The 25,203-nt window shown below is 59.6% G+C and carries 25 protein-coding genes; 8 read left to right on the top strand and 17 right to left on the bottom strand.

The features are described from left to right. Positions 1-43 precede the first annotated feature (43 nt). Positions 44-676 carry a uracil phosphoribosyltransferase gene (gene upp, locus ABJO75_RS19810; RefSeq protein ID WP_348134618.1) on the top strand — a complete coding sequence of 211 codons (633 nt, stop codon included), beginning with the start codon at positions 44-46 and terminating at the stop codon, positions 674-676. A 63-nt stretch (positions 677-739) separates the two neighbouring features. Beyond that, entirely contained in the window at positions 740-1,210 is a 471-nt protein-coding gene (locus ABJO75_RS19815; protein ID WP_348134620.1) for a hypothetical protein, read from the top strand. Positions 1,211-1,238: 28 nt separating this feature from the next. Here ABJO75_RS19815 and ABJO75_RS19820 read toward each other — a convergent pair whose 3' ends face one another. The 3 genes from ABJO75_RS19820 to ABJO75_RS19830 all read right to left on the bottom strand — a co-directional run bounded on the left by ABJO75_RS19820 (position 1,239) and on the right by ABJO75_RS19830 (position 4,755). Then, positions 1,239-2,252 carry a hypothetical protein gene (locus tag ABJO75_RS19820; RefSeq protein WP_348134622.1) on the bottom strand — a complete coding sequence of 338 codons (1,014 nt, stop codon included), beginning with the start codon at positions 2,250-2,252 and terminating at the stop codon, positions 1,239-1,241. Between the two features lie 82 nt (positions 2,253-2,334). Then, the gene (locus tag ABJO75_RS19825; RefSeq protein WP_348134624.1) at positions 2,335-3,960 is read right to left on the bottom strand and encodes an AMP-binding protein; all 1,626 of its coding nucleotides are present in this window, start codon (positions 3,958-3,960) and stop codon (positions 2,335-2,337) included. Positions 3,961-4,101: 141 nt separating this feature from the next. Beyond that, positions 4,102-4,755, bottom strand: coding sequence for a VPLPA-CTERM sorting domain-containing protein (locus ABJO75_RS19830; protein WP_348134625.1), 654 nt, complete (start codon positions 4,753-4,755; stop codon positions 4,102-4,104). Positions 4,756-4,935: 180 nt separating this feature from the next. Between ABJO75_RS19830 and ABJO75_RS19835 the strand changes: the two genes are divergently transcribed. Next, positions 4,936-5,583 carry a sulfotransferase family 2 domain-containing protein gene (locus tag ABJO75_RS19835; RefSeq protein ID WP_348134627.1) on the top strand — a complete coding sequence of 216 codons (648 nt, stop codon included), beginning with the start codon at positions 4,936-4,938 and terminating at the stop codon, positions 5,581-5,583. Here ABJO75_RS19835 and ABJO75_RS19840 read toward each other — a convergent pair. From ABJO75_RS19840 to ABJO75_RS19885, 10 genes are all read right to left on the bottom strand, one after another. Next, positions 5,568-6,542, bottom strand: coding sequence for a hypothetical protein (locus ABJO75_RS19840; protein WP_348134629.1), 975 nt, complete (start codon positions 6,540-6,542; stop codon positions 5,568-5,570). The two genes, ABJO75_RS19835 and ABJO75_RS19840, sit on opposite strands and share 16 nt — an antisense overlap. A gap of 6 nt (positions 6,543-6,548) precedes the next feature. Next, positions 6,549-8,750, bottom strand: coding sequence for a 3-hydroxyacyl-CoA dehydrogenase NAD-binding domain-containing protein (locus ABJO75_RS19845; protein WP_348134631.1), 2,202 nt, complete (start codon positions 8,748-8,750; stop codon positions 6,549-6,551). After that, the gene (locus ABJO75_RS19850; RefSeq protein WP_348134633.1) at positions 8,747-9,235 is read right to left on the bottom strand and encodes a cupin domain-containing protein; all 489 of its coding nucleotides are present in this window, start codon (positions 9,233-9,235) and stop codon (positions 8,747-8,749) included. The genes ABJO75_RS19845 and ABJO75_RS19850 overlap by 4 nt, the downstream gene beginning before the upstream one ends. Further along, entirely contained in the window at positions 9,235-10,446 is a 1,212-nt protein-coding gene (locus ABJO75_RS19855; protein ID WP_348134635.1) for an acetyl-CoA C-acetyltransferase, read from the bottom strand. Before ABJO75_RS19855 ends, ABJO75_RS19850 begins: the two co-directional genes overlap by 1 nt. A 10-nt stretch (positions 10,447-10,456) precedes the next feature. After that, positions 10,457-11,095, bottom strand: coding sequence for a glutathione S-transferase family protein (locus ABJO75_RS19860; protein WP_348134637.1), 639 nt, complete (start codon positions 11,093-11,095; stop codon positions 10,457-10,459). Between the two features lie 280 nt (positions 11,096-11,375). Continuing rightward, positions 11,376-12,515: an acyl-CoA dehydrogenase family protein gene (locus ABJO75_RS19865; protein ID WP_348134639.1), complete on the bottom strand. Its 1,140-nt coding sequence runs from the start codon at positions 12,513-12,515 to the stop codon at positions 11,376-11,378. A gap of 62 nt (positions 12,516-12,577) precedes the next feature. After that, a complete protein-coding gene (locus ABJO75_RS19870) occupies positions 12,578-14,359 on the bottom strand; it encodes an acyl-CoA dehydrogenase C-terminal domain-containing protein (RefSeq protein ID WP_348134641.1) in 1,782 nt (593 codons plus the stop codon). A 45-nt stretch (positions 14,360-14,404) separates the two neighbouring features. Then, positions 14,405-14,806, bottom strand: a complete 402-nt coding sequence (locus ABJO75_RS19875; protein ID WP_348134643.1) for a MerR family DNA-binding transcriptional regulator — start codon at positions 14,804-14,806, stop codon at positions 14,405-14,407. Between the two features lie 244 nt (positions 14,807-15,050). Beyond that, entirely contained in the window at positions 15,051-15,509 is a 459-nt protein-coding gene (locus ABJO75_RS19880; RefSeq protein WP_348134644.1) for a hypothetical protein, read from the bottom strand. Between the two features lie 188 nt (positions 15,510-15,697). Beyond that, entirely contained in the window at positions 15,698-16,066 is a 369-nt protein-coding gene (locus ABJO75_RS19885; RefSeq protein WP_348134646.1) for a MerR family DNA-binding transcriptional regulator, read from the bottom strand. Positions 16,067-16,186: 120 nt separating this feature from the next. On the opposite strand from ABJO75_RS19885, the gene ABJO75_RS19890 reads away from it, so the two are divergent. From ABJO75_RS19890 to ABJO75_RS19900, 3 genes are read left to right on the top strand one after another with little or no spacing between them, the layout of a single operon-like run. Continuing rightward, a complete protein-coding gene (locus ABJO75_RS19890) occupies positions 16,187-16,606 on the top strand; it encodes a PaaI family thioesterase (protein ID WP_348134648.1) in 420 nt (139 codons plus the stop codon). Further along, positions 16,606-17,127, top strand: a complete 522-nt coding sequence (locus tag ABJO75_RS19895; protein WP_348134650.1) for a PaaI family thioesterase — start codon at positions 16,606-16,608, stop codon at positions 17,125-17,127. The genes ABJO75_RS19890 and ABJO75_RS19895 overlap by 1 nt, the downstream gene beginning before the upstream one ends. Then, the gene (locus ABJO75_RS19900) at positions 17,117-18,448 is read left to right on the top strand and encodes an MATE family efflux transporter (RefSeq protein ID WP_348134652.1); all 1,332 of its coding nucleotides are present in this window, start codon (positions 17,117-17,119) and stop codon (positions 18,446-18,448) included. The genes ABJO75_RS19895 and ABJO75_RS19900 overlap by 11 nt, the downstream gene beginning before the upstream one ends. Positions 18,449-18,461: 13 nt before the next feature. Here ABJO75_RS19900 and arsC read toward each other — a convergent pair whose 3' ends face one another. Genes arsC through ABJO75_RS19915 form a run of 3 tightly spaced genes read right to left on the bottom strand, consistent with a single transcriptional unit; the run spans position 18,462 to position 20,196 of the window. After that, on the bottom strand, positions 18,462-18,806 hold the full coding sequence (arsC, locus tag ABJO75_RS19905) for an arsenate reductase (glutaredoxin) (protein ID WP_348134653.1): 345 nt from the start codon (positions 18,804-18,806) through the stop codon (positions 18,462-18,464). Next, the gene (locus tag ABJO75_RS19910; protein ID WP_348134655.1) at positions 18,803-19,861 is read right to left on the bottom strand and encodes a quinone-dependent dihydroorotate dehydrogenase; all 1,059 of its coding nucleotides are present in this window, start codon (positions 19,859-19,861) and stop codon (positions 18,803-18,805) included. The genes arsC and ABJO75_RS19910 overlap by 4 nt, the downstream gene beginning before the upstream one ends. Further along, positions 19,858-20,196 carry a DUF952 domain-containing protein gene (locus ABJO75_RS19915; protein ID WP_348134883.1) on the bottom strand — a complete coding sequence of 113 codons (339 nt, stop codon included), beginning with the start codon at positions 20,194-20,196 and terminating at the stop codon, positions 19,858-19,860. The genes ABJO75_RS19910 and ABJO75_RS19915 overlap by 4 nt, the downstream gene beginning before the upstream one ends. 138 nt (positions 20,197-20,334) lie before the next feature. Between ABJO75_RS19915 and ABJO75_RS19920 the strand changes: the two genes are divergently transcribed. Together ABJO75_RS19920 and mnmH are read left to right on the top strand one after the other, a co-directional pair. Beyond that, a complete protein-coding gene (locus ABJO75_RS19920; RefSeq protein WP_348134657.1) occupies positions 20,335-21,900 on the top strand; it encodes a 5'-nucleotidase C-terminal domain-containing protein in 1,566 nt (521 codons plus the stop codon). A 55-nt stretch (positions 21,901-21,955) separates the two neighbouring features. Then, positions 21,956-23,026: a tRNA 2-selenouridine(34) synthase MnmH gene (gene mnmH / locus ABJO75_RS19925; RefSeq protein ID WP_348134659.1), complete on the top strand. Its 1,071-nt coding sequence runs from the start codon at positions 21,956-21,958 to the stop codon at positions 23,024-23,026. On the opposite strand, the gene selD is transcribed toward mnmH, so the two are convergent. Next, complete coding sequence (gene selD / locus ABJO75_RS19930; protein ID WP_348134661.1) at positions 23,002-25,158, bottom strand: selenide, water dikinase SelD; 2,157 nt, start codon at positions 25,156-25,158, stop codon at positions 23,002-23,004. The genes mnmH and selD overlap by 25 nt on opposite strands. Between the last annotated feature and the right edge of the window lie 45 nt (positions 25,159-25,203).

The following is a 25,203-nucleotide window of genomic DNA, read 5'->3' on the forward strand; positions in this document are numbered from 1 at the left end:
GGCGCTGGCCCACAAGTTGTCGCGGAATTGCCGGGAGAGTCGCATGTCAGAAGCCGTTACCGTCGTTGATCACCCACTGGTGCAGCACAAGCTGAGCCTGATGCGGGAAAAGGACACGCCCACGGCTGTGTTCCGCCAGCTTTTGCGGGAGATCACCCAGCTTCTGGCTTACGAGGTCACCCGCGAAATGCCGATGACCCGCAAATCCATCGAAACGCCGCTGGAAGAAATGGACGCGCCGACCTTGGCTGGCAAGAAACTGGCGCTGGTATCGATCCTGCGGGCCGGGAACGGGATGCTTGATGGTGTGCTGGAGCTGATCCCGCTGGCCCGTGTCGGCTTTGTCGGGCTGTATCGGGACGAGGAAACCCTGCAACCGGTGCAGTACTACTTCAAGGTGCCTGACGGGCTAGAGGACCGGTTGGTGATCGCGGTTGATCCGATGCTGGCCACGGGCAATTCATCGGCGGCAGCGGTGGATCTGCTGAAGAAGGGTGGCGCGACCAATATCCGCTTTCTGTGCCTTTTGGCTGCCCCCGAGGGGATCGCAAGGATGCAAGAGGCGCATCCGGATGTTCCGATTGTCACGGCGTCGATTGACCGAAAGCTGAACAGCCAAGGGTACATCGTGCCGGGGCTGGGCGATGCAGGCGACCGGATGTTCGGCACAAAGTGAGCGTGCTTTGACTCGACCACCGTTCTGCGGCACAGTTTCGCCATCAATATCCTGAGGGAACACATGAACGCGCATTGCATTCTGAAAGCCTTGATCATGGGCGTCGGGCTGAGCGGCACTGCTGTGCCCGTGCTGGCTGACAGTGACGTGGTCGCGACGCTGCCACAAAACACGCGTGTTGTGCCATTCCATGTCTACGAAGATCGGCAGCAGGCCCGCGATGTCGTTGTGCCGTACGGATATCGACGGGTGTGGGACGATGACAGATTGAACCCACAGCGCGGGATCACCACGCTGAAACCGACCAATTCCGGCACCTACGCGGCGGTGCCACCGGGTTACAAATCAGCTTGGAACGACAACCGTCTGAACCCGAACCGGGGACGAGGCACCGCGCATGGCGATGTGCAGAGTGATCGGGTGTGGAGCCAGACGGTCCCCCGCGTCCTGATGCCCGTCGCCGCGCCAGAGCGTCTCTATGACGGGCCAACGCCGCGCAAGCAGCAAAAGACGCCGATCTGGGAGACGCGATAGCGTCGTGATTGCCTTTGGCCGATTATCGCTAGCCGCCGCAGATGTTCTGTAGCTGAACCCAATCCCGATCCGGAAGGACTGGTGCGGGATCGCGTCCGGCCATCGGGTCGGCCTCGATCAAGTCAACGACGGTTTCGCCGGTGACATCGCGTGCATAGGCGTAGGGCGAAGAGGGTATCTGCGCCGCATCAAAGGCTGCAAGCAATGTGTCGGAAGGCAAGGGCGGGCGCGGCGAGATCAAAACCCATTCGGCATAGCCATCAAGCGTGCTTTGCGTCACTTCGCCGGTGGTCAGTAACCGAAAGCTGGCGACTGGCCCGGCGTAGGCGAGAAGTTGATCCAGCGGGTCGGTGACCTGAGCCTGAACCTGTTCTGACAGGATGAAACCAGCGGCGACAGCCGGGTCTTCGTAATCCTCGATCAGCGCCTTGTTCAGCAGGATGATCCCGCCGGGCAGGTTACGGCTGTCGATAACTCCGGCGGGCAGCACAACCAGCCGTCTGGCGTCGGTCCGCCTGGCAAGCTGTGCCAGAACCGGCGTGGTTTCTGCGGTGCCGCAGGCAACTCCCGCCACCCGCTCGATCCGACCCAAAAGCGCGTTGCCGATGGCCTGCCGCTGAACCTTTGGCACCACGTTCAGCGCATGGGTGCGCAGTACGCCGGGCAACCACAGAACCAGCACCGCCAGAACCACCGCCGCAATCGACATCGAACCGGCAAAGCGCAAGCGACCGGGCCGCGACCTGCTGCGATCAATCGCTCGCCGCAGCTTGGCGATGGCGTCCAGCATCGCGGTTTCGTCCTCGGCAATCTCAAGCGTTTCGCCCGGATCACCGTCGGGGGAAAAGATCGCGGGGAATTCTCCGGGATTCTGGCGCTGCACCGCCGCCAGCGACCAATGGGCCAGCGGTTGTTCTTTCATATCGGTGATGGTCAGCGTCGCTTCGCCGATCTTTACGACCACATCACGACGCTGAACGTCAGCCGTTGGCCGCCAGAGGCCAGACGCCTCCAGCCGTTCGTATTTCTTGAGCGCCGTCATGCTGCGGGGTCTGCCATGTCTCTATTTTCGCGAACTCTTACCATGCCCCGCCAAGGCAGCAAACGGATATACCTCCGGTTCTTCAAAGCTCGGCGGCTTGTTTGCGCAATTCGAATTTCTGGATCTTGCCGGTCGAGGTCTTTGGCAATTCCACGAACACGACCTTTTTCGGGGTTTTGAAACCCGCCAGCGTTTCGCGGCAAAAGGCGATCAGATTGGCCTCGCTCGGATTGATGCCGGATTTCAATTCGACAAACGCACAGGGCACTTCGCCCCATTTCTCGTCGGGTTTGGCCACAACAGCCGCCAGCAAGACATCGGGATGCCCCATCAGAACCCCTTCAATCTCGACCGAACTGATGTTTTCGCCGCCCGAGATGATGATATCCTTGGCCCTGTCGGCAATCTGAATATAACCATCCGCGTGTTGCACGGCGATATCGCCGGAATGGAAATAGCCTCCCTTGAACGCCTCAGCCGTGGCCTCGGGGTTCTTGTAATAGCCCTTCATCATCCCGTTGCCGCGCATCACGATCTCGCCCTGCGCGGTGCCGTTCATCGGGATTTGGGCCATCTGTTCATCGACCACCGTGATATGCTCCATGAACGGCATGGCCACGCCTTGCCGGGCCTTGATCGCGGCGCGGGCTTCTCCCTCAAGATGGTCAAGATGCGGGCCCCAGGTGCATTCGGTTGCGGGCCCATAAACCTCGGTCAGCCCGTAAACCTGCGTGACGTGAAAGCCCATCGGTTCGATCTTGGCCAATGTTGCCGGGGCAGGGGGCGCGCCTGCGGTGAATACCTGCACTGTGTGATCAAAGGTGCGCCGCTCGCTTTCGGGCGCGTTCACAAGCATGTTCAGAACGATGGGCGCGCCGCCGAAATGGGACGCACCCTCGTCGGCAATCGCGTCAAAGATTGCGGGTGCGGTGATGTCTCGGCAACAGACGATCGTACCCCCGACCATCGGCATCATCCACGTGTGGCACCAGCCGTTGCAGTGAAACAACGGCACGATGGTCAGATAGCGCGGGCGCAGCACCATGCCCCAACTGATGACCTGACCCATGGCGTTCAGATAGGCGCCGCGATGGTGATAGACCACGCCCTTGGGGCGCCCGGTGGTGCCGCTGGTATAGTTCAGTGCAATGCTTTCCCATTCGTCCTGCGGCATGATCCAGTCGAAATCATGATCGGCGTTGCCGAGCACCTGTTCATAGGTCGCATGGCGTCCGGTGGCCGGATAACCGGCTACGGCGTCGGGCACTTCGATCAGGATCGGGGCGGGGCCGTCATTGCGTTTGATCGCCTCTTCGACCACCTTGGTGAATTGAGTATCAACCAGCACAACGCGTGCCTCGCCGTGGTCGAGGATATAGGCGACGGTGCCCACATCTAGCCTTGTATTGATGGCGTTCAGCACCGCTCCGCAGGCGGGCACGCCAAAATGCGCCTCGGCATGGGCCGGAATGTTAGGCAGGACCGTGGCTACCACGTCGCCCGGCGTCACGCCCATTTGCGCCAATGCGGCGGCCAGCCGGGTGCAGCGGTCGTAGTATTCGGCATAGGTCTTGCGGTGGGTGCCGTAGATCACGGCCAGATCATCAGCAAAGACATGCGAGGCCCGCCGCAGTCCCGAGAGTGGTGTCAGGGGGACATAGTTGGCCGCTGTCTTGTCGAGCCCGGCTTCGTCATTCATCCAACCCATCTTGTAGTCCTCCGATACCTGTCCGGATCAAACCCTATGGCGACGATCCGAAGCTTTCAATTGGGATTGCTGTCAAGCTGGTGTTCAAACGAAAAAAGGCGACGCAATGCGCCGCCTTTTGGAAATATATGTGGTTGCTGATCAGCTTTTGCGGCGACGGCGCGCGGCAAAGCCGAGGCCACCAAGAGCGACTGCCAAAAGTGGCATTGTCGCGGGCAACGGCACTGGTGCCGGAGTACCGGTAACCAACAGCGACGCGCTTTGGAGATCGAACTCGTCGGCGCCACGATAAGGCCAGCCCGAACCCGTGTTTTCAGCAAATCCGAACGAGAACATGTCGGTGGCAACCGAATGCGCAAACGCATCGGGCGAACCAAGGTCTGTCCAGAAGCTCAGCGTGATCGTCTGGGGGCTGGCTTCGTCGTACATGGTCACGAAGTTGTCGTCGGAAGACGCAGCATCATCCGATCCCAGAATACGGGCCTGCCAGCGTTCGCCCAGGTTGAAGACACCGCTTGGGCCGGCGTCACCGAATGTCAGTGTCAGGTCAAATCGTTCGATCGTGCCGGTCACCGAGCTCAGGTCGAAATTGTCCTGAAAGCGCGGTGCCTCGTCGTCGGCAACAGTCACCGAGTCAGCGTTGAGCGAACCCGAGCCGTATTGGTCAGGCGCGACATTTCCGCTACCTGTGCCATAGTCATGGCTGAACATGCCGAGAGTCGCGGCCTGAGCACCACCCGCAACGGTAACAGCCAACGCTGCCGCTGCAAGAATTGTAGAGTTTTTGTTAAACATGGATTGTGTCCCTCATAAATACACTATTCACATTTGGAATATTCACGTGTTCACGATTCAATTCAAATGAAATTAATTGAATTCCCGGAATTTTACATATTTTCTATGTGCTCTTGGCGTTTGGCGTTGGATGGGTTTTTTCTATTGTCGCCTTCCGGGCATCAAATTTCGGATAGATAAATGATTGTTTCTTTGGGCCGCCAATACGTGTTCGTCCACATCCCCAAAACGGGAGGAACTTCGCTCGCACTCGCCCTTGAGTCGCGGGCGATGCGAGATGACATCATGCTTGGCGATACCCCAAAGGCGCTCAAACGACGCCGGCGTTTGAAAGGGGTGCAGGCACGGGGACGCTTGTGGAAGCATTCGTCCCTCACCGATATTGATGGCCTAATTTCGCCAGAGGTGATGGATGGTTTGTTCGCGTTCACCTTGGTGCGCAACCCGTGGGACCGGGTCGTCAGCTACTATCATTGGCTCAGGGAGCAAAGCTTTGATCATCCGGCTGTCACCTTGGCGCAGCAATTGGATTTTACCGGGTTTGTGATGCATCCGGTGACCAAGGCTTCACTACAGTCTCATCCCGCCCGCGGATACATGCGCCGCGTCGATGGACGCGAACAATGCGATGCCTATATCCGGATTGAACGATTTGAAGAGGACGTGGCGCCGCTTGTCGCACATCTGAATTTTGAACTGGAAATGCCGCATTTCAATCAATCGGAGAGAAGGCGCGATTATCGGAGCTATTATACCCCGGAGAGCGCGGCAGCGATCTCCGAATGCTGCGCCGACGATATCGACCGCTTTGATTATGCATTCGACTGATCCTCGGGACCTACCTCGCGCAGGATCAATTGCCAGATCATCCCAATGATCAATGCGAGGCCGCCTGCCAGCGCGACAACAGTCAACGCGGCCTCGATCCGAAACACCGCTGTCTCTACGCTGAGCGAACCCGCAAGCAGGACCGCTCCGGTGAAGGCTGCGGCGGACCATGGGCCGGGGTGGGGCAAGAACCGAAGACCAAAGAGAGCCAGCAGTATTGCGACCGGTGTCATCACATGGGCGGGAAAGTGAAGGGCAGCCGCCGCGATCGCGGCGAGGCTGCCAATCGCCACACCAAGCCCGAACCGCAAGGTTCCCGTAATGGTCTGGCCCTGCGGTGCAACAGCACGAAACGTGAAGAACAGCGCGATCCAGTACCCATAGGGCGTATCGACCCAATGCTCGATTGCTGTCGCTGCGGCCAGCCCGATCATCAGAAACAGGGTCAACCCAACACCAAAAGACCGAGGGGCAGGCGGCGGTGCAGCCTTGGCCGTCGCACCCAGCAGTTGCACCGCTCCCCATCCCCAGAAAACACCAAAGGCCGCATAGGGCAGGGTATCGGCGGGGGCGGGCATACCGGGCACCAGCAGCGTGAACAGAAAGCCATAGAGTGCAAAGACAAAGCTGCGTCCGCCGAAACGCACCGCTTCAACACCAGCGGCGATGATAAGGGCAGAGGCAATCAGCAGATGGCCTACAAGCCCCGCATCAAGCATCAGGCCGGCAATCGCCGCGATGGTTGCCAGCGCTGCCGCAAAACTGGGCCACCGTTTGCCAAGCATGGCACCAAAGAAACCGGGGATCAGCCCGGCAAAGCCTGAAATGGCACCTTTGCCATCCGGCGACAGCAATGCTGCCGGCACCAGAAAACTGACGCCGACAACAACCATGACAAGGATCAACCGCCAGGGCAGCACACGCCGGGCGCTGCCGCCCTGTGAATCATCCTGTGGCAAGACGGATCAGGCCGCCGCCGCTTCGGGCGCGAACCGACCGTAAAAGGTCTGTCCCTTTTCCGCCATTTCGCGCAACAGATCGGGGCACTTGAACCGTTCGCCGTATTTGGCCGTCAACTGATCACAGCGTTCGGCGGCATAGGGCGCGCCAATGATATCCAGCCAACTCAGCGGACCACCGGACCAAGGGGCAAAGCCCCAGGCCAGGATCGCGCCGACGTCAGCCTCGCGGATATCCTCGACCACGCCTTCCTCCAGCGCGCGCACCGCTTCCAGCACTTGCGCGAACATCAGACGTTCCTGCACTTCGATCAGGTCGGGCTGCTCTTCGGCTAGCGGGTATTTGTCGTGGATGCCCGGCCAGTACCCGGTGCGTTTGCCTTTTTCGTCATAGTCGAAGTAACCGGCCTTGGCCTTGCGACCCAGACGACCCTGTTCCTCCATCCAGAACACCAGATCGTCCGCCTCGGAGGCGGGGTATTCGTTGCCCATCGCCTCTTTGGTGGCGCGGGTGATCTTGGCGGCCAGGTCGATGCTGGTTTCATCCCCAAGCTGCACAGGGCCGACCGGGAAGCCGAGCTGCTGTGCCGCGTGGTCGATCAGCACCGGCGCGACGCCTTCGGTGATCATCCGCGTGGCTTCGTTCCCATAGGGAATGATGCAGCGGTTGCAGTAGAAGAACCGCGCGTCGTTGACCACGATGGGCGTCTTGCGGATTTGGCGCACGTAATCCAACGCCTTGGCGACGGCACGCGGGCCAGTTTCCTTGCCCTTGATGATCTCGACCAGCAGCATCCGTTCGACGGGCGAGAAGAAGTGGATGCCGATGAACTGCTCGGGGCGCTTTGACGCCTTGGCCAGTCCTGTGATCGGCAGGGTCGAAGTGTTGGAGGCAAAAATGCAATCCTCGGGAATGATCGCCTCGACCTTCTGGGTCATTTCGGCCTTGACCTTGGGATCCTCAAACACGGCTTCGATAATCAGGTCACAGCCTTTGAGTTGATCCAGATCCGGCGTCGCGGTGATCAGGTTCAGCATTGCCTCTTTCTTCTCGAGCGTCACCTTTTTGCGCGCTATGCCCTTGTCGAGAAATGCCTCGGAATAGGCTTTGCCCTTGTCCGCGGCGGCCTGATCCCGGTCGATAAGGACAACTTCCATCCCAGCTTGGGCCGATACCAGCGCGATTCCTGCGCCCATCATGCCTGCGCCGAGAACGCCGAGCTTCTTGACCCGCTGATCCGGTACATCCTTGGGCCGGACCGCGCCTTTCTCAAGCGCTTCCTTGTTCAGGAACAGCGAGCGTATCATCGCGCCGGAGGATGGGTTCATCAGCACCGATGTGAACCAGCGTGCTTCGATTTTCAGCGCGGTGTCAAAATCAACCAGCGCCCCTTCGTAAACCGCGCTCAGCAGCGCCTTGGCAGCCGGAAAGGCGCCTTGTGTCTTGCCATGCACCATCGCGCTGGCACCCACAAAGGTCATGAAACCGGCAGGGTGATACGGTGCGCCGCCGGGCATCTTATAGCCTTTGGCGTCCCAGGGTTTGACGATGTCCGTGCCCTTTGCATTGAGAACCCAGTCGCGGGCTGCGGCAACCGGATCGTCAACGACCTCGTCCACCAGACCGGCAGCCTTGGCCTTTTTAGGTTCGACCATCTTGCCTTCGAGCAGGAACGGAGACGCCCCCATCGCACCCAACTTGCGGGTCAGACGGGTTGTTCCACCTGCGCCGGGAAAGATACCGACCATGATTTCCGGCAAGCCAATGCGTGCTTTGGGGTTGTCGGCGACAAAGATGCGATGCGTTGCGAGAGGCAATTCCAAACCGATGCCAGCAGCGGTGCCGGGCAGGGCGGCGGCAATCGGCTTGCCGCCCTTGTTGGTCTTGGGGTCCATGCCAGCGCGTTCGATCTTGCGCAGCAGGGCATGCATCTGCATCGTGCCTTCAAACAGACCCCGCGCCGGATCATCACCTGCGTCTTCCTTCATCTTGGCCAGCAGGTTTAGGTCCATGCCGCCAGCAAAGGAGCCGTCCTTGCCGCTGGTGATCACGATCCCCTCTACGGCGTCATCCGCCAGCGCATCGTCGATGCAATCGCTTAGTTCCTGAAGTCCGTTGAGGGACATCACGTTCATCGATTTTCCAGGAACGTCCCAGGTGATGGTTGCGACGCCGTCGGCGTCTTTGGTCATTGTGAAATCGGTCATTTGTTGTCTCCGATCTGGTCAGCCGTCAGCGGGCTGCCGTCTTTCCGTGTAAAATTGCTCTCTGCGCCGGGGGCGTCTGTGACCATCATGTCGATATCGCTATAAATCACCGTCTCGGATGGCGTTCGCGTTCCCACCACTAGGAATGCGGCCCGCTTGTTGCTGCGGTTGACCAGGTGGTGCCCGGTCTCCTGACCGGCGGGCCATGCCGCGCAATCACCGGGCCGCATCACGACCTCGCCGTCATCCTCGACAAGCACCAGTTCGCCCTCGGTCATCATCGCGAACTCGTCCTGTTGCAGATGATAATGGCGAAGCGAAGAGGCGCTCCCGGGCTCGATGAAAACGAGGTTCACGCCGAACTGGGTGATCCCCCCGACATCGCCGAGCGCTTGCCAGGACCGCCCCGACACCGTTTCGGCCAGCTTGCCGGGATAAGACGTCCCGGCGTCGATATCGATCTGTGATAGATCCAGTTTCGGCATCAGACCCGCTCGATGATGGTCGCCGCACCCATACCAGATGCAATGCACAGAGTCGCAAGACCAGTCTGTTTGCCGGTGCGCTCCAGCTCGTCCAGCAGCGTGCCGATGATGATCGCGCCCGTCGCCCCCAGCGGGTGACCCATGGCAATGGACCCACCGTTGACGTTGACCAATTCGGGGTCGACATCAAAAGCCTGCTGAAAACGCAGCACCACGGATGCAAAGGCTTCGTTGACCTCAAAGAGATCAATGTCGCCAATCTCCATGCCATTGTCGGCAAGGATCTTCTGCGTCACCGGAACCGGGCCTGTCAGCATGATGGTGGGGTCGGTACCGATCTTGGCGGTGGCCTTGATGCGGGCGCGAGGCGTCAGATCGTGTTTCTCTCCAAATTCCTTGTTGCCGATCAGAACAGCCGCTGCGCCATCGACGATGCCCGAGCTGTTGCCGGCATGGTGGATGTGGTTGATCCGCTCAAGATGCGGGTACTTCATCAACGCGATCTTGTCAAAACCGGGCATCTGCTCGCCCATCATGGCAAAGCTCGCGTTCAGCGCGCCAAGGCTCTGCATGTCGGTCTGCGGACGCATGTATTCGTCGCGATCAAGGATCGGCAGGCCATTCTGGTCACGCACGGTGATTACCGATTTGGCGAACCGCTGGTCATCCCAAGCCGCTTTGGCGCGGCGTTGGGATTCAACGGCCAGCGCATCGGCCTGATCACGGGTGAACCCGTATTCGGTGGCGATGATATCGGCAGAAATGCCTTGAGGGACGAAGTAGCTGTCCATTGCGACAGATGGATCAACGGCAATCGCCGCCCCATCGCTCCCCATGGGCACACGCCCCATCATCTCGACACCACCTGCAATATAAGCATCGCCTGCGCCGCCTTTGACCTGGTTGGCGGCAAGGTTCACCGCTTCCATACCGCTGGCGCAGAACCGGTTGATCGCAAGGCCGGGGATGGATTCGTCTAGATCAGAGGCCAGCACCGCCGAGCGGGCGAGACAGCCGCCCTGTTCCATCACTTGCGTGACGTTGCCCCAGATCACATCTTCGACCGCGTGACCGTCGAGATTGTTGCGTTCTTTGACAGCGTTCAGGGTTTGAGCCGAGAGGCGCAGGCTGGTTACTTCGTGCAGGGCGCCGTCTTTGCGGCCCTTGCCGCGCGGTGTGCGCAGCGCGTCATAGATATAGGCTTCGGTCATATTGGTCTCCTCAGGCGCGGTCCGACGGGTTGCCGGGCATCAGGTCATAGGGATGTTTCCATCCTGGTGTTTCGGAAAGACGCGTGAGCCACGCGTCGATATTTGGCCAGTCCGCCCGATCAAAGCCGAACGGTTCCGGATAATAGAGATAGCCACAGCAGCTGAGATCCGCATTGGTGATGCCGTCACCAACGATCCAGTCGCGCCCGGCGAGATGGGTGTCGAGCACTTGATAGGCGGCCTTCAGGCGACCTTGGTTGAACGCGATCACCTCTTTGGGGCGTTTGTCCTCGGGCAGGAAGTTTACAAGAAAACGCGTCAGCCCAGCCATCGACGAGAGTTTGTGGTTGTCCCACAATACCCAGCGGAGCACGTCATAACGCTCGGCTTCATCCTTGCCACCAAACTTGCCGGAGCGATCCGCTATAAACTGTTGGATGGCACCTGATTGGCTCAGACAACGATCACCATCCACCAGCACGGGCGCCTCGCCCAACTCGTTGACCATCTTGCGATAATCAGGTGTGCGGGTTTGACCATTGAAGAAGTCGACAAAGACCGGCTCCCAGTCTAGCCCGCTCAACTCCAGAGCCAGCGCGGCCTTATAGGAATTTCCGCTTTCACCAAAGCAATGTAGTTTCAGTGTCATAAGCCAAGAGCCCCTCCCTGGGCGCGTGTGTGATCTGTTGTATTTGAGTATTTGGACAAAGATGAAGACACAGGGTTTGTTCGGTAACGCCGCGTTAAGGTTAATGCGCCACCAATGGAGCTACGGTACAGGCTGGAGAGCCGATGACCGTCAAAGGTGAAGTCGTCCCCGTCCTGATGGCAAGCGCCCGGCGGCGGGGGCGCAACCTGTATTTCATCTTTGTGCAAATACTCCCGCCGGAGGCGTCCTGCAGATGCCACCCCCAATATCGGTGCTGTGTTCACAGGGACCTCGCAATCAACTCTTTCATGATTTCGTTGGTGCCGCCGTAAATCCGTTGAACCCGCGCGTCCGTCCACATTTCGGCAATCGCATATTCCTGCATATATCCATAGCCGCCATGTAGCTGGAGGCAAGCATCAAGGACTTGTCCCTGCGTATCGGTGGCCCAGTATTTTGCCATCGCGGCTTTCTCTACACTGAGTTCGCCGGCGATCAGATCGCCGATGCACTCGTTCAGGAATGCCTCGGTCACCGCAAGTTTAGTCTTGCACTCGGCCAACTGAAACCGCGTGTTCTGAAACTGCAGAAGGTTGTCGCCAAATGCCTCGCGTTCCTTGCAATAGGCGATCGTGCGCTCGATGCCGCCCTGCATGGAACCGACGGATTCAGCGGCGATGATCAGACGCTCCTGCGGCAATTGCTGCATCATCTGGTAAAACCCGCGACCCTCTTCGCCGCCGAGGATGTTTTCGGGCGGGATCTCGACGTTGTCAAAGAACAACTCGGACGTATCCGACGCGTGTTTGCCAATCTTTTCAAGATTGCGTCCGCGGGTGAACCCGGCGGCGCCTTCGGTTTCGACGGCGACCAGAGAGATACCCTTGGCCCCAAGTGATGGATCGGTTTTGGCCGCCACGAGGATCAAATCCGCATGCTGCCCGTTGGTGATGAAGGTTTTCTGTCCGCTCAGGCGATAGGCATTGCCCTCGCGAACGGCCTTTGTCTTGATCGACTGAACATCCGATCCGGCCGAGGGCTCAGTCATCGCCAGCGCACCGACCATTTCGCCGCTCGCCATTTTGGGGAGCCAGGATTTTTTCTGTGCCTCGGACCCGAAGGCCAGAATGTAATGCGCCACGATTCCGGAATGGATGCCATTCCCCCAACTCGCAAGATTGGCGCGCGCCGCTTCGATCACGATGGCTGCTTCATGGCCAAAATCACCACCTGCGCCGCCGTATTCTTCTGGCATGGATGCGCAGAGCAAACCAAGCTCGCCCGCCTGTCCCCATGTACTCTTGTCCATCTCGCCCTGCGTGCGCCATTTCTCGATTTGCGGCACCCATTCTTCGGTAAAGAATGTGCGGGCCATGTCGGCCAGCATCTCGTGCTCTTCGGTCTTCCAGCTCGGGGTCATGGTCGATCCTCGGGTATCGGGCGGTTTGCGCGGCGACGGTTAATGCCGCCGCGCGTGTTCAATCAGAAGTTTGCGGCCTCAAGCGCCATAACAGTATCTGCACCGCTCTGGATGCGGGTCAGGTGCATCGTGGTCGCGGGAAGGCGGCGTGCCATGTAGTAGCGCCCGGTTGCCAGTTTGGTCTCGTAGAATGTCGCGTCCGAAGTTCCGGAGGCCAGTGCATCCAGCGACGCCTTGCCCATCTGCGCCCACATCAGGCCGAGGCAGACATGACCAAACATGTGCATAAAGTCGGTGGATCCGGCCAGCGCATTGTTGGGGTTCTTCATGCCGTTCTGCATGAAGTACATCCCGGCAGCCTGCAGGTCTTTTGACGCAGCCTTGAGCGGTTCGAGATAGTCACGGTCGAAATCCTCGTTCTGGCCGGAATTCTCTTTGATATAGCTTTTGACCATCTCAAAGAACGCCATCACGTGCTTGCCTCCGTCCTGCGCCAGCTTGCGGCCGACGAGATCAAGCGCCTGAACGCCGTTTGCGCCTTCGTAGATCATCGCGATACGGGCATCGCGGGTGAACTGCGACATGCCCCATTCCTCGATGTACCCATGCCCACCATAAACCTGCTGAGCCTGAACGGTCATGTCGTAGCCTTCGTCAGTGAGAAAGCCCTTGATAACCGGTGTCAGCAGCGAAATGAGACCATCTGCATCCTTGTCGCTGTTGCGATGTGCACGGTCGATCATGACGGCGCCCCACAGGATAAAGGCACGCGCACCCTCGGCAAAGCTCTTCTGGTCCATCAGGCTGCGGCGGATATCCGGGTGTACGATCAGCGGATCGGCAGGACCGTCCGGGTTCTTGGCACCGGTGACATCGCGGCCTTGCAGCCGGTCCTTGGCGTATTCGACGGCGTTCTGATAGGCGGCTTCGGCTTGGCTCAGCCCCTGCATGCCGACCCCCAGACGGGCCTCGTTCATCATGGTGAACATGGCGCGCATGCCTTTGTGCTCTTCGCCGAGCAGATAGCCGGTTGCTTCATCATAATTCATCACGCAGGTCGAGTTGCCGTGGATGCCCATTTTTTCTTCGATGTTGCCACAGGCGACGCCGTTGCGCGCGCCAAGGCTGCCATCTTCGTTGACCAGGAACTTGGGCACGATGAAAAGCGACACGCCTTTGATGCCCTCGGGCCCACCGGTGATCTTGGCCAGAACCAGATGCACGATGTTGCCGGCCATGTCATGTTCACCAGCCGAGATGAAAATCTTCTGGCCGCTGATCTTGTAGCTGCCGTCGTCCTGCGGTTCTGCCTTAGTGCGCATCAGGCCAAGATCTGTGCCGCAATGGGGCTCGGTCAGGTTCATGGTGCCGGTCCATTCGCAGGACACCATCTTGGGCAGATAGGTGTCTTTCTGTGCGTCTGTGCCATGTGCCAGAATTGCGCTGGCCGCGCCATGTGTCAGGCCCTGATACATGGTAAAGGCCTGGTTGGAGGCCGAAAACATCTCGCCCACGGCGGTGCCGATCACGTAGGGCATGTTTTGCCCGCCGTATTGCTCGGGCATGTCCAGACCGGGCCAGCCGCCTTCTTTCACCTTCTCAAACGCATCCTTGAACCCTGTCGGAGTCCGCACGACACCGTTTTCAAGGGCACAGCCTTCTTTATCGCCCACCACGTTCAGCGGCTGCAGCACTTCAGAGCTGATCTTGCCGGCTTCTTCCAGAATTGCGCTGGTGAAATCGGGCTCAAGCTCGTCATAGCCGGGAATTCCCGCCTCGGTGATGTTCAGCACGTCATGCAGAATGAACTGCATATCCTTGGTTGGGGCTACATAGCTGGGCATGTGGGGATCCTCCTGGTGGAATGGTCTGGCGCGCGCCGATCAGTGCTATTCGGCGGCTTTGCTGGTGGTTACGTTGGATTCGATAATCTTGCCGGCCCAGTCGATCTGGGTCTGCAGTTCGCCGATGGCCTGGGTCAGCTCATCGCGCTTTTCTTCCATTTCAGACAACCGCTCTTTGGCGATCTCATAGGCGCGCAGCAATTGTGTATGCTGTTGGTCACCCATCTGGTAGAGATCAAGAAGCTGGCGAATTTCCTCAAGGCTGAACCCAAAGCGCTTGCCGCGCAGGATTAGCTTGAGACGTCCGCGGTCACGGCGGGTAAACAGGCGTTTCTGTCCGTCCCGTTCCGGGAACAGCAATTCCTTGGACTCATAAAAGCGCAGAGTCCGCGGGGTGACGTCAAAGGCGTCGCACATTTCGCGGATTGTCATCATGTCATCGGTCATCGGTTTATCTCTCAGGTTTCGCTTGGCAGCCGTGAGATGTGTGCCTCTGGCTGCGGTTACAACATGAGATTGACGTTGACGTAACCGGAACGCTACGTCACGGGGAATTTGACGTGGGATAAAGCAAGTTTTTGCTAGCCGAGGCGCGCGAGATACGCGTAGCGGGCTGACCGCTTGCACAGGGTATCGATGGTACAAGAAGTAGAGAAAGTCGTGTCAGAGTCTCATTATTTCATGCGCTTGCTCATTCAGGAACGTGGCGTCGGAGCACACTGAGCATCCGGTTTCCGTCGCATCCTTGGAAGTTCAACTTGCAACGATTACGCCACTGTATAATTGCTCCAGGAACAAATCGGAACTTTTCTGTATTCGTATCAATAGTGAGGCTTCCCAGAGCATTTGGAGGCGTATCGAAACGATCAGCCCAACTGGGCACATGCATTCTTTGCATCTCCGAAAAATGAAACTCCGCTCCCACTGGGAGGAACTTGATAGAGTGATCGTCAACGATGATCCTGCTAACGTTTCTTGCCGAAAAAAGTAGTAAAGCGCCAAAGGCCAGCAAGCCAATCGCAGCAATCAGAAGTCGCGTCGACCACTCGAAGAAGAGCAAGCCAAAGCTAAGCGATCCAAGAACAGCAAGAAGCAATCCGGTAACCATGTTGAGCCTTCTGGACACCTGAAATACCTCTTGGTTGGCCATGACCGCTCCTTCCAGTCGCGTCGATTGGGTCCTAAACGTTCAGGAACGGGAGGTGTCTCTGGCAACCGCTAAATGACCACACTCTTTACGTAGCGGCTTCATTCTTTACGTAGCGGCTTCATTAGCGAATATTGAAACTCAGGTTTCGGCCTGTTTTCCCGGCCCCCAATAGCAACATGATACCGGGGTCACGAAACAGCGCGAGCGGTCTCGTCGCGCAGGTCTTTCAGTTCCTGCATGGCTTCGTCAATCTGTGAGCGCTGGCTTTCGAGTTCGCTCATCTGCCGGTCGGCCATTTCGACAAAGGCCTGCATCTGCGCCGCAGTGCCTTCCTTTTCATAGATCAGCAGCCATTGGCGGATTTCTTCCAGCGAAAAGCCATATTTTCGCCCGCGCAGGATCAGCTTCATGCGCGCAGATTCGCGCGGCCCGTAGAACCGTGCGCGCCCTTCGCGGTCGGGCTGCAGCAGTTCGATATATTCATAATAGCGGAGTGTCCGCGGTGTGACGTCGAACTCTGCGCACATTTCCTTGAACGACAATTGCATGTCAGCCATCTGCATCTACTCCCCGATGCTCAAAGCGTAAAATGATGTCCGGGCGAGCGCAACAGGTGGGCTTGCCCTTTTGATGCCGGGCTGTTCATAAAGACGCCGGAACAAGCAAGGACGGCACAAATGGTGGACAAGGCCCAACTCGCACGGCATTTCATCGAGGCAATTCCGCATTGTCGGGCGCTTGGCATGGAGCTGACGGATATCGGCGAGGGGATGGCCGTTATCGAGATGCCCTATGCTGACAAGCTGGTCGGCGATCCAAAGACCGGGGTCATTCATGGTGGCGCGGTTTCGGCGATCATGGACACCTGTTGCGGTGCCGCCGTGATGAGCCATCCGGCGGCACCGGGCGGAACGGCCACCATTGACCTGCGCATCGACTATATGCGCGGCGCGACACCGGGCCAAAAGATTGTCACCAAAGCCCATTGTTACCAGATCACCCGAAACGTCGCATTCGTGCGGGCGACTGCATTCGATGATGACGCTGACCGCCCGGTTGCCACCGCAGCCGGGTCTTTCACCGTGGAGAAAGCCTGATGGCGCGACCCCGTCCCGAACCGATGCAAGTGGTTAAAAAACGCCGGGATGCCGCGCTGAATGCGCTGGTTCATGGGGTGCCGTATATTCAGTTTCTCGGAATCGAATTTGAACGGCGTGGCGATGAGTTGACCGGCCTGCTGAATTTCGACGAAAAACTGATCGGCAACCCGTTTCTGCCCGCGATCCACGGCGGGGTGACGGCGGCGTTTCTTGAAACCACATCGGTCATTACGCTCAGCTGGGCCTATCTGTGGCCTGACATCGAGTCTGGTGCGATTGATCTTGACCAGATGGCGGCTGGTGATCTGCCACGTCTTCCCAAGACCATCGGGTTCACCGTGGATTACCTGCGCTCGGGCTTGCCGCGTGACGCCTATGCCCGCGCGACGGTCAGCCGCGCGGGGCGTCGCTATGCGTCGGTGCGGGTCGAGGCGTGGCAGGACAATCGCGACAAGTTGTTCGCGCAGGCGACAGGGCGATTCCTGATGCCGCCCCAGGGCGTTCGGGATGGCAGCTGAGACTGCAGAGCAGATTACGCATCGGCGTGTCCTCAAGATCGCCGTACCCATCGTGATTTCCAACGCCACGGTGCCGATCCTTGGTGCGGTGGATACCGGAGTCGTTGGCCAACTTGGCGAGGCTGCGCCCATTGGTGCGGTGGGCATCGGTGCGATCATCATCTCGTCGCTCTACTGGTTCTTCGGCTTTCTACGCATGGGCACCACCGGGCTGACTGGGCAGGCACTCGGGGCAGGGCGTATGGACGAGGTCACGGCCCTGTTGACCCGCGCCGTCCTCATCGGTGCGGTTGGCGGGCTGGCCATCCTGTCGCTGCAGATGCCGTTGTTCTGGGCGGCGTTTCAGGTTTCCCCGGCCTCGGCAGAGGTCGAAGGGCTGGCGCGCGGATACATGGCGATCCGGGTCTGGTCGGCCCCGGCGTCGATCGCGATATTCGGCATCACGGGGTGGCTGATCGCACAGGAACGCACCCGCGCCGTGCTGGTGTTGCAGGTCTGGATGAACGGTCTGAACATTGTTCTGGACCTGTGGTTCGTGCTTGGCCTTGACTGGGGGGTGAATGGTGTGGCCTTTGCCACGTTTCTGGCGGAATGGAGCGGTCTGGCGCTGGCGCTCTGGCTGTGCCGTGACACTTTTGCCACCCCTGCCTGGCGCGACTGGGCGCTGGTTTTTGACAAGGTGCGCCTGCGCCGGATGCTGTTGGTCAATGTCGACATCCTGATCCGCTCGCTGATGCTGATGGGGATCTTTGTGTCGTTCCTGTTTCTGGGGTCCGATTTTGGCGACGTGACGCTGGCGGCGAACCAGATCCTTCTGCAATTCATCGAAATCACCGCCTATGCGCTGGACGGGTTTGCCTTTGCAGCCGAAGCACTAGTCGGGCAGGCGGTTGGCAAGGCCAGCGTCGCACGGCTGCGCCGCAGTATCGGACTTGCCTCGGTCTGGGCGCTGGTGGGGACGCTGCTGCTGTCGTTGGCCTTCCTGCTCTGGGGCGGGGCAATCGTCGACCTGATGGCCAAATCGGTCGAGGTTCGAGCCGAGGCGCGCAACTATCTGAACTATATGCTGCTGGTCCCGGTTCTGGGCGTCGCAAGCTGGATGCTTGACGGGGTCTTTATCGGCGCGACGCGCACGGCAGACATGCGCAACATGTCGATCCTGTCGACCGGTGCCTTTGTGATCGCGGTGGCTGTGCTGGTCCCGACCTATGGCAATCACGGGCTGTGGATCGCGTTCCTGTTTTCGTTTGTCGCGCGGGCGGTGACACTGGGTGCGCGTTATCCCGCTTTGGAACGCGCGACCGCAGCCGGTGCGCTCTAGGTCCTGTCAGCGTTCAGAGCAGTTCCAGTACCCGTTCGGGGGGTCGCCCGATCACGGCCTGCCGACCAGAAACCGCCAGCGGGCGTTCGATCAGGATCGGATGCTCGGCCATGGCTTGCAGCAGGGCATCATCGTCATCCGTCTTGCTCAGGCCAAGTTCGCGAAACAGTTTCTCGCCGGTGCGCATCATCTCGATCACCGGTGGGCGGCCAAGCGCTGCGTGTGCATGTCTCAGCTCTTGCAGTGTCGGAACGTCTTCAAGATACCGCCGTTCGCGAAACGCCGCTCCGCTTTGGGACAGCAGAGCCACTGCCTGCCGCGACTTCGAACACCGCGGGTTGTGCCAGATATCGATCATAGCCAGTCCTCTCGTTTGCTGCCGACAGCCTCTGCGACATTGCCAAATCCGTCCCGTTCCAGCAATCGGTCCAAACCGGTCGCGATCTCGCCAACGAGGGAGAGCCCGCCAAAAACCAGCGCGGTATATAGTTGGACCGCCGACGCACCTGCACAGATCTTGGCATAGGCTTGCTCAGCATTGCCAATCCCGCCGACGCCGATCAGGGGAATGTCACCGTCCAGCAGCGCGCTTAGTCGCGCTAGCACGCGGGTCGAGCGATCAAACAGCGGCGCACCCGAAAGACCACCGGTTTGGTCACGATGTGGGCTTTGCAATCCGTCCCGCGACAGGGTTGTGTTTGTCGCGATGATTGCATCCACATGCGCTTCACGGGCCACGTGGGCGATGTCTGCCAATTCCGCCTGATCCAGATCGGGCGCGACTTTTAGGAACACGGGCAGAGGGCCCGCCAGTTCCGTACAGGCCTCCATCACACCGCCGAGCAAGGCCGCCAAGGCCGCCTTGCCTTGCAAATCGCGCAGCTTTTCGGTGTTGGGAGAAGAGACATTGACCGTGGCGAAATCGAGATGCGCGCCGCAATGGCGCAGCACGCTGGCAAAATCACCGGGCCGATCCGTACTGTCCTTGTTGGCCCCGAGGTTCAGGCCAATCACCGCATTGCGTGGTCGTTTGGCCAGCCTTGCGCCGATCGCCTCCATCCCCTGATTGTTGAACCCAAACCGATTGATCGCAGCGCGGTCCTCGGTCAGGCGAAACAGGCGCGGGCGTGGGTTTCCAGGCTGCGGGCGCGGCGTGGCGGCACCCACCTCGACAAAGCCGAAACCGGCGCGCGACAACGGGGCGAGGGCTTCGGCATTTTTGTCAAAGCCGGCGGCAAGGCCTACGGGATTGGGCAGCGCTAGCCCGGCCACGTTGGTGCGCAGCCGGTCCGAAGTGATCGGCCCCGGCGCGGTGGTCAGCCCGGTTTGCAGCGCCCGCATTGCAAGCCCATGCGCGGTTTCAGGATCCACCCGATGCAGCGCCGCGAGCCCGAGTTTCTCCAGTACGCTCACGCCATATCCTCCGGGAACTGATGCGCACCATCAACCAGCGGCAATGGTTTGGCCCAAAGCACATCGGACCGACGCAGCACACGATAGAGATGCGGGAACAACGCGCCACCGCGCGAGACCTCCCATTTCAACGCATCGCCCAAGCTGTCAGCATCAATTGCCAGCAGAACCAGATTATCGGCCCCTGCAAAGTGCTTGGCTGCGGTTTCTGCGGCTTGTTCGGACGTCGAAAAATGCACGAACCCATCGGCCAGATCGACTGGAGCACCAAGGGTTTCACCGTCAGCCTCGAGCGCAGCCCATTCGTCGGCGCGGAATATCTTGTAGATCAACATGGCGGCGGTGATGCCCTGCGCGGTTTCAAGGGTCAAGCCTCTATGCCTGTCGCAGCGTCAGGCCGCCTGATCTGCTTTGACAAGTTCGGCAAAGCGGCGCAGGGTTTAGGCAAATTATGGAACAATTGGGAGTTCGACATGCTGAAAATACTTCTGACCTCTGCCGCGACGTTTGCACTGACAACGGGTGCGGCGCTGGCTGACTACACGCTGCACGTGATTCACATCAACGACCTGCACAGCCGGATCGAACCGGTCAGCAAGTATGACTCGACCTGTAGCGCAGAAGACAACGCAGCGGGCGAATGCTTTGGCGGTTATGCGCGGGTGGCGACAAAGATCGCGCAGCTTCGCGAAGAACTGGCGGATGAGAATGTCGTGGTTCTGGACGCGGGCGATCAATACCAAGGCTCGTTGATGTACACCACCTACAAGGGTGACGTCGAAATCGAGATGATGGAACACATCGGGTTCGATGCGATGGCGGTGGGCAACCACGAATTCGATGATGGCCCGGAAGGGCTCGGCAAACTTGTCGATGGAGTGTCCTTTCCCGTCATCTCGGGGAACATTGACGTATCGCAGTCGAATGTTCTGAACGGCAAGGTCGAAAACCATGTTGTGCTGGATGTGGGCGGCGAAAAGATCGGTATCGTTTCTGCGCTCGCAACAGATACCGTCGAAACCTCGAGCCCCGGTGAGGCGGTCATTTTCCAGGACGAAATCAACAGCCTGAGCGCCGATGTCGCGATGCTGCAGGAAGAGGGTGTCAACAAGATCATCGCGCTGACCCATGTGGGCGTGAACAAGGACATGGAAATTGCGGCAGCGGTTCCCGGCCTTGATGTGGTTGTCGGAGGCCATTCGCATACTGAGTTCTCCAATACCAAGGATGGCGCGATGGCCTATCCGACGATGATCGGCGACGTGCCGGTGGTTCAGGCCTATGCCTATTCCAAATACGTGGGGCACCTGATCCTGACCTTTGACGACGACGGCAATGTAGTCAGCGCAACGGGTGACACTATCCTGCTGGACGCGTCGGTTGAAGAAGACCCCGCCATCGTGGCCCGCGTTGCCGAACTGGCCGGCCCGATCATCGAGATGAAAACGAGGGTTGTCGCCGATACTTCGGAAGCCATCGAAGGGGGCCGTTCGGTCTGTCGCGCCGGGGAATGCCCGATGGGCAATTTGATTGCCGATGCGATGTTGGCCCGCGTCGCCGATCAGGGCATTGAGATTGCGATCCAGAACGGTGGTGGCATTCGCGCGTCGATCGATGCGGGCGAGGTGACCATGGGCGAGGTCCTGACTGTGCTGCCGTTCCAGAACACATTGTCCACCTTCCAGGTGTCGGGTGCCACTGTTGTCGACGCACTGGAAAACGGGGCGAGCCAGATTGAGGATGGGGCAGGGCGCTTTGCGCAAGTTGCGGGTATGACCTATGCCTTTGATGCGTCCAAACCTGCCGGTGAACGGGTGTCTGACGTGATGGTTGGCGATGCGCCTATCGAGATGGACAAGATTTATGGCGTTGTGACCAACAACTATGTTCGCAATGGCGGCGACGGCTATGCGATGTTCGCGGGCGACGACAAGAACGCCTATGATTTTGGTCCTGACCTTGCCGATGTGACGGCGGAATTCCTTGCCGAGAACGGATCTTATCAACCCTATCTGGACGGCCGTATCGTCGGTAGGTAGCGCACGATCATGCGCCATGCCTTTCGCTGCCCGCACGGGCGAGATAGAGAAAGGCATGGCCCTTAAATTTGATAATCTACCCGATCTTCTGGCACACGGATTTGACACCGTGATTGATGTGCGCAGCCCTGCGGAGTTTGCCGAAGATCACTTCCCGGGGGCAATCAACCTGCCGGTTCTCGACAATGCGCAACGGGCCGAGGTCGGCACGATTTACAAACAGCAAAGCCCGTTTCTCGCGCGCAAGCTGGGTGCTGCACTGGTGTTTCGCAACGCCGCACATCACGTGGAAACGGCGCTGCGCGATCACGAAGGCGGCTGGCGGCCTCTGGTTTATTGCTGGCGGGGTGGTCAGCGGTCGGGATCGTTCACATGGATGCTGCGCGAAATCGGCTGGCGGGCCGAGGTGATCGAAGGCGGCTATCGCAGCTATCGGCGGTTGGTGAATGCAGCGCTCTATGACGTGCCGATGGCGCACTGGTTGATTCTGCTGGATGGGTATACCGGCACTGCAAAAACCGATCTGTTGCATCGCTTGAAGGCGCGTGATGTGCAGATGCTCGATCTGGAAGGGCTGGCGGGGCATCGTGGGTCGTTGCTCGGGCGCATGGCGACCCCTCAGCCAAGCCAGAAGGCATTTGAAAGCGCGCTGGCGATGGAGTTGGAGAAGCTGGATCCGTCGCGCCCTGTGGTGATCGAGGCAGAGTCGAGCAAGATCGGCGAGAGAATCATTCCGCCCAGCCTCTGGGTCGCGATGAAGGACGCGCCGCGCATTCAACTCAATGCCCCGATTGCCGCGCGCACCGATTATCTCGTGCGGGCCTATGACGATGTGTTGTCAGACGGAGAGCGGATGATGGAACTGCTCGACTTGCTTCGCGCGTTTCGCGGCAACGCGGTGGTGGACGGCTGGCTCGAACGGATCAAGGAAGGTGACAAGCCGGGGCTTACGCGGGCGCTGATGGAACAACATTACGACCCGGCTTATGACAAATCGCGCAAGGCGATATCTGCGCGGGTGATTGCCGAAGTTCCAATGGATACGCTGGATGAGGTTGGGCTGGATCAGACTGCTGCGCAGATCAAGTGCATTGTGGCGGATCAAGGCACTTGCAAACTCAGTTGACCCACTGTGTTGGTCAGTCGGCCAATTTGCGCCGCCGGATACCCTGCCGCGCGTAATGCGGTGACCAGATCATCTGCCTCTGTGGCGGCAACGGCGGCGAGCAATCCACCTGCGGTTTGCGGATCGTAAAGCAGATCGGCGATCCCGCCGGTGGGCAGATCCGGCACCAAGGCACGGTTGTCGTCAAACAATGTGGAGCGGATGCCCGCGTCGGCCATCTCCAGCGCGCCATCCATCAGCTGTATTGCGTCGAGGGTCAGCGTGGCACCGGTTCCCGAAGCCTCGCAAATGCCATGCAGATGCCCGGCGATTCCAAAGCCGGTTACATCCGTCATCGCATGAGCTCCTGCAAGGATGCGCGAAGCCTCGGATTGCGGCTGAACCATATGGTCCAGCGCGGCAACGATCCATTCGCCATGTGCCTCTCCGGCCATGTCAGCGGCCATCAGGACGCCGCTGCCCAGCGGTTTGGTCAGGATCAGGGCGTCGCCGGGTCTCCCCCCCGCCAGCGTGACCGGGTCGCTGTCGCACAGCCCGGTGAGGGTAAAACCGATAGTTAGCTCGCTCCCAACCGAGCTGTGGCCGCCAACGATCTCGGCCCCGGCTGCGCGCATACATTCAGTGGCGGTTGTCATGATCTCGGCCAGCATCCGCTGTTGCAGCGTCGCGGACAGGCGCGGCAGGATCAGTGTCGCGGTTGCCGCCTGCGGTGCAGCCGCCATCGCCCAGATATCGCCCAACGCATGATTGGCGGCGATGCGGGTCATCATCACCGGGTCGTCGACCAGCGCCCGCAGATGATCCGAGGTCATCACTTGTTTCACGTCGCCTGTGGTCAGCAACGCCGCATCATCGCCGGGCAGCGGTGTAACATCTGCACGTTGATTGCCCGCCAATGGGGCCAGAGCCGCACGCAGGGCAGTGCGGCCCACTTTGGCGCCGCAGCCGCCACAAAGGGGTTTATCACCCAACGCTTCGGCAAGGCCGCTGGTGTGAACCGGGGGCAGGTCGGGGGCGTCCATTTTTGGCAAGTTACGGAATCGGTTCATGAAGGTCTGGTCGATATGATCCTTCCATCGCCACATCAGCGATCCGGTCCAGCTCCGGCCAAACCGTTCCGCCAGTGCGCTCTGCTGCCCGAGCGAGATGAGTTTCAAATAGTCTTTTTGCGGTTGATACGTCTGCAGGGCGCCACCGCTGAGCGCGGCGCAGAGGTTATCATAGAGGATCGGCGCCTGCCTCACCGCGTAAACCCCGGCCTTGGGGCGCGGTGTTTCCGTCATATGGGCACAATCGCCGACCGCGAAAATAGCGCCGTCACTGCTTTGCAGAGACCTGTTCACCGAGACAAACCCATTGTGCATGGTCAGCCCGCTGGCACCGAGCCAGTCATAGGCGCGCGCCCCGGCCGCCCCGGTTGTGAATCCGGACGCCACGCTACGCCCATCTTGCAGAACCACGGCTTCACTGCGTATCTCAGCGATTTCGACCTGTTCCAGAACCGTCACCCCTAGTGCCTGCATCTGTTTCAGGATGCGAGTGCGAGCGTGCGCGCCAATTGCCGTCAGGGCCTGATCCCGCTCGATCAGCGTGACCGTCGCCTTGCGGCCCCGCAAGCGGTGCGCCATTGCCATCGCAAGTTCGACCCCTGCTACACCGCCGCCGATCACCACCACATCTGCTGGGTTCGCGCTTTTCGCGAACCGGTCCCACCTTTCCGCAAACACTCCCAAAGGTTTTGCCGGCACCGCATGATCCGAAAACCCCGGCAGGTCGGGCATGTCAGACGTAATACCGATATCAATCGAACACAGGTCAAACGCCACTGGCGGGCGACCTGCCACATGCACCTGACGGTTGGCCGTATCGATATGGTGCGCCGCCGCCACGACAACCCGTGCTCCGGCAAAGCGCGCCAGCCGGATGAGGTCGATATCCAGATCGTCGCGCGTATAGTGACCGGCAACAAATCCGGGGAGCATGCCGGAATAGGGTGCGGTCGGGCCGGGGTTGATCAGTGTCATGCGCGCACCGGGCAGAGGCCGCATCCCCCATTTGCGCAGGAGCAGCGCATGGGTATGCCCGCCGCCGATCAGAACGACATCATGGGTGAGGGGGAGGTCATTTTGCATGCGTCGGTTCTATCGGATCGGGAACCCGGCGCAAGTTTGGCTTGC

It is taken from the genome of Sedimentitalea sp., from assembly GCF_039973035.1.
In the GTDB taxonomy this organism is placed as follows: domain Bacteria; phylum Pseudomonadota; class Alphaproteobacteria; order Rhodobacterales; family Rhodobacteraceae; genus Sedimentitalea.

Bases quoted from the DNA above. Each gene is read 5' to 3' on its own strand.
- upp (WP_348134618.1), top strand. From the start codon at position 44: ATGTCAGAAGCCGTTACCGTCGTTGATCACCCACTGGTGCAGCACAAG.
- ABJO75_RS19815 (WP_348134620.1), top strand. From the start codon at position 740: ATGAACGCGCATTGCATTCTGAAAGCCTTGATCATGGGCGTCGGGCTG.
- ABJO75_RS19820 (WP_348134622.1), bottom strand. From the start codon at position 2,252: ATGACGGCGCTCAAGAAATACGAACGGCTGGAGGCGTCTGGCCTCTGG.
- ABJO75_RS19825 (WP_348134624.1), bottom strand. From the start codon at position 3,960: ATGGGTTGGATGAATGACGAAGCCGGGCTCGACAAGACAGCGGCCAAC.
- ABJO75_RS19830 (WP_348134625.1), bottom strand. From the start codon at position 4,755: ATGTTTAACAAAAACTCTACAATTCTTGCAGCGGCAGCGTTGGCTGTT.
- ABJO75_RS19835 (WP_348134627.1), top strand. From the start codon at position 4,936: ATGATTGTTTCTTTGGGCCGCCAATACGTGTTCGTCCACATCCCCAAA.
- ABJO75_RS19845 (WP_348134631.1), bottom strand. From the start codon at position 8,750: ATGACCGATTTCACAATGACCAAAGACGCCGACGGCGTCGCAACCATC.
- ABJO75_RS19850 (WP_348134633.1), bottom strand. From the start codon at position 9,235: ATGCCGAAACTGGATCTATCACAGATCGATATCGACGCCGGGACGTCT.
- ABJO75_RS19855 (WP_348134635.1), bottom strand. From the start codon at position 10,446: ATGACCGAAGCCTATATCTATGACGCGCTGCGCACACCGCGCGGCAAG.
- ABJO75_RS19860 (WP_348134637.1), bottom strand. From the start codon at position 11,095: ATGACACTGAAACTACATTGCTTTGGTGAAAGCGGAAATTCCTATAAG.
- ABJO75_RS19865 (WP_348134639.1), bottom strand. From the start codon at position 12,515: ATGACCCCGAGCTGGAAGACCGAAGAGCACGAGATGCTGGCCGACATG.
- ABJO75_RS19870 (WP_348134641.1), bottom strand. From the start codon at position 14,359: ATGCCCAGCTATGTAGCCCCAACCAAGGATATGCAGTTCATTCTGCAT.
- ABJO75_RS19875 (WP_348134643.1), bottom strand. From the start codon at position 14,806: ATGACCGATGACATGATGACAATCCGCGAAATGTGCGACGCCTTTGAC.
- ABJO75_RS19880 (WP_348134644.1), bottom strand. From the start codon at position 15,509: ATGGCCAACCAAGAGGTATTTCAGGTGTCCAGAAGGCTCAACATGGTT.
- ABJO75_RS19885 (WP_348134646.1), bottom strand. From the start codon at position 16,066: ATGGCTGACATGCAATTGTCGTTCAAGGAAATGTGCGCAGAGTTCGAC.
- ABJO75_RS19890 (WP_348134648.1), top strand. From the start codon at position 16,187: ATGGTGGACAAGGCCCAACTCGCACGGCATTTCATCGAGGCAATTCCG.
- ABJO75_RS19895 (WP_348134650.1), top strand. From the start codon at position 16,606: ATGGCGCGACCCCGTCCCGAACCGATGCAAGTGGTTAAAAAACGCCGG.
- ABJO75_RS19900 (WP_348134652.1), top strand. From the start codon at position 17,117: ATGGCAGCTGAGACTGCAGAGCAGATTACGCATCGGCGTGTCCTCAAG.
- arsC (WP_348134653.1), bottom strand. From the start codon at position 18,806: ATGATCGATATCTGGCACAACCCGCGGTGTTCGAAGTCGCGGCAGGCA.
- ABJO75_RS19915 (WP_348134883.1), bottom strand. From the start codon at position 20,196: ATGTTGATCTACAAGATATTCCGCGCCGACGAATGGGCTGCGCTCGAG.
- ABJO75_RS19920 (WP_348134657.1), top strand. From the start codon at position 20,335: ATGCTGAAAATACTTCTGACCTCTGCCGCGACGTTTGCACTGACAACG.
- mnmH (WP_348134659.1), top strand. From the start codon at position 21,956: ATGGCCCTTAAATTTGATAATCTACCCGATCTTCTGGCACACGGATTT.
- selD (WP_348134661.1), bottom strand. From the start codon at position 25,158: ATGCAAAATGACCTCCCCCTCACCCATGATGTCGTTCTGATCGGCGGC.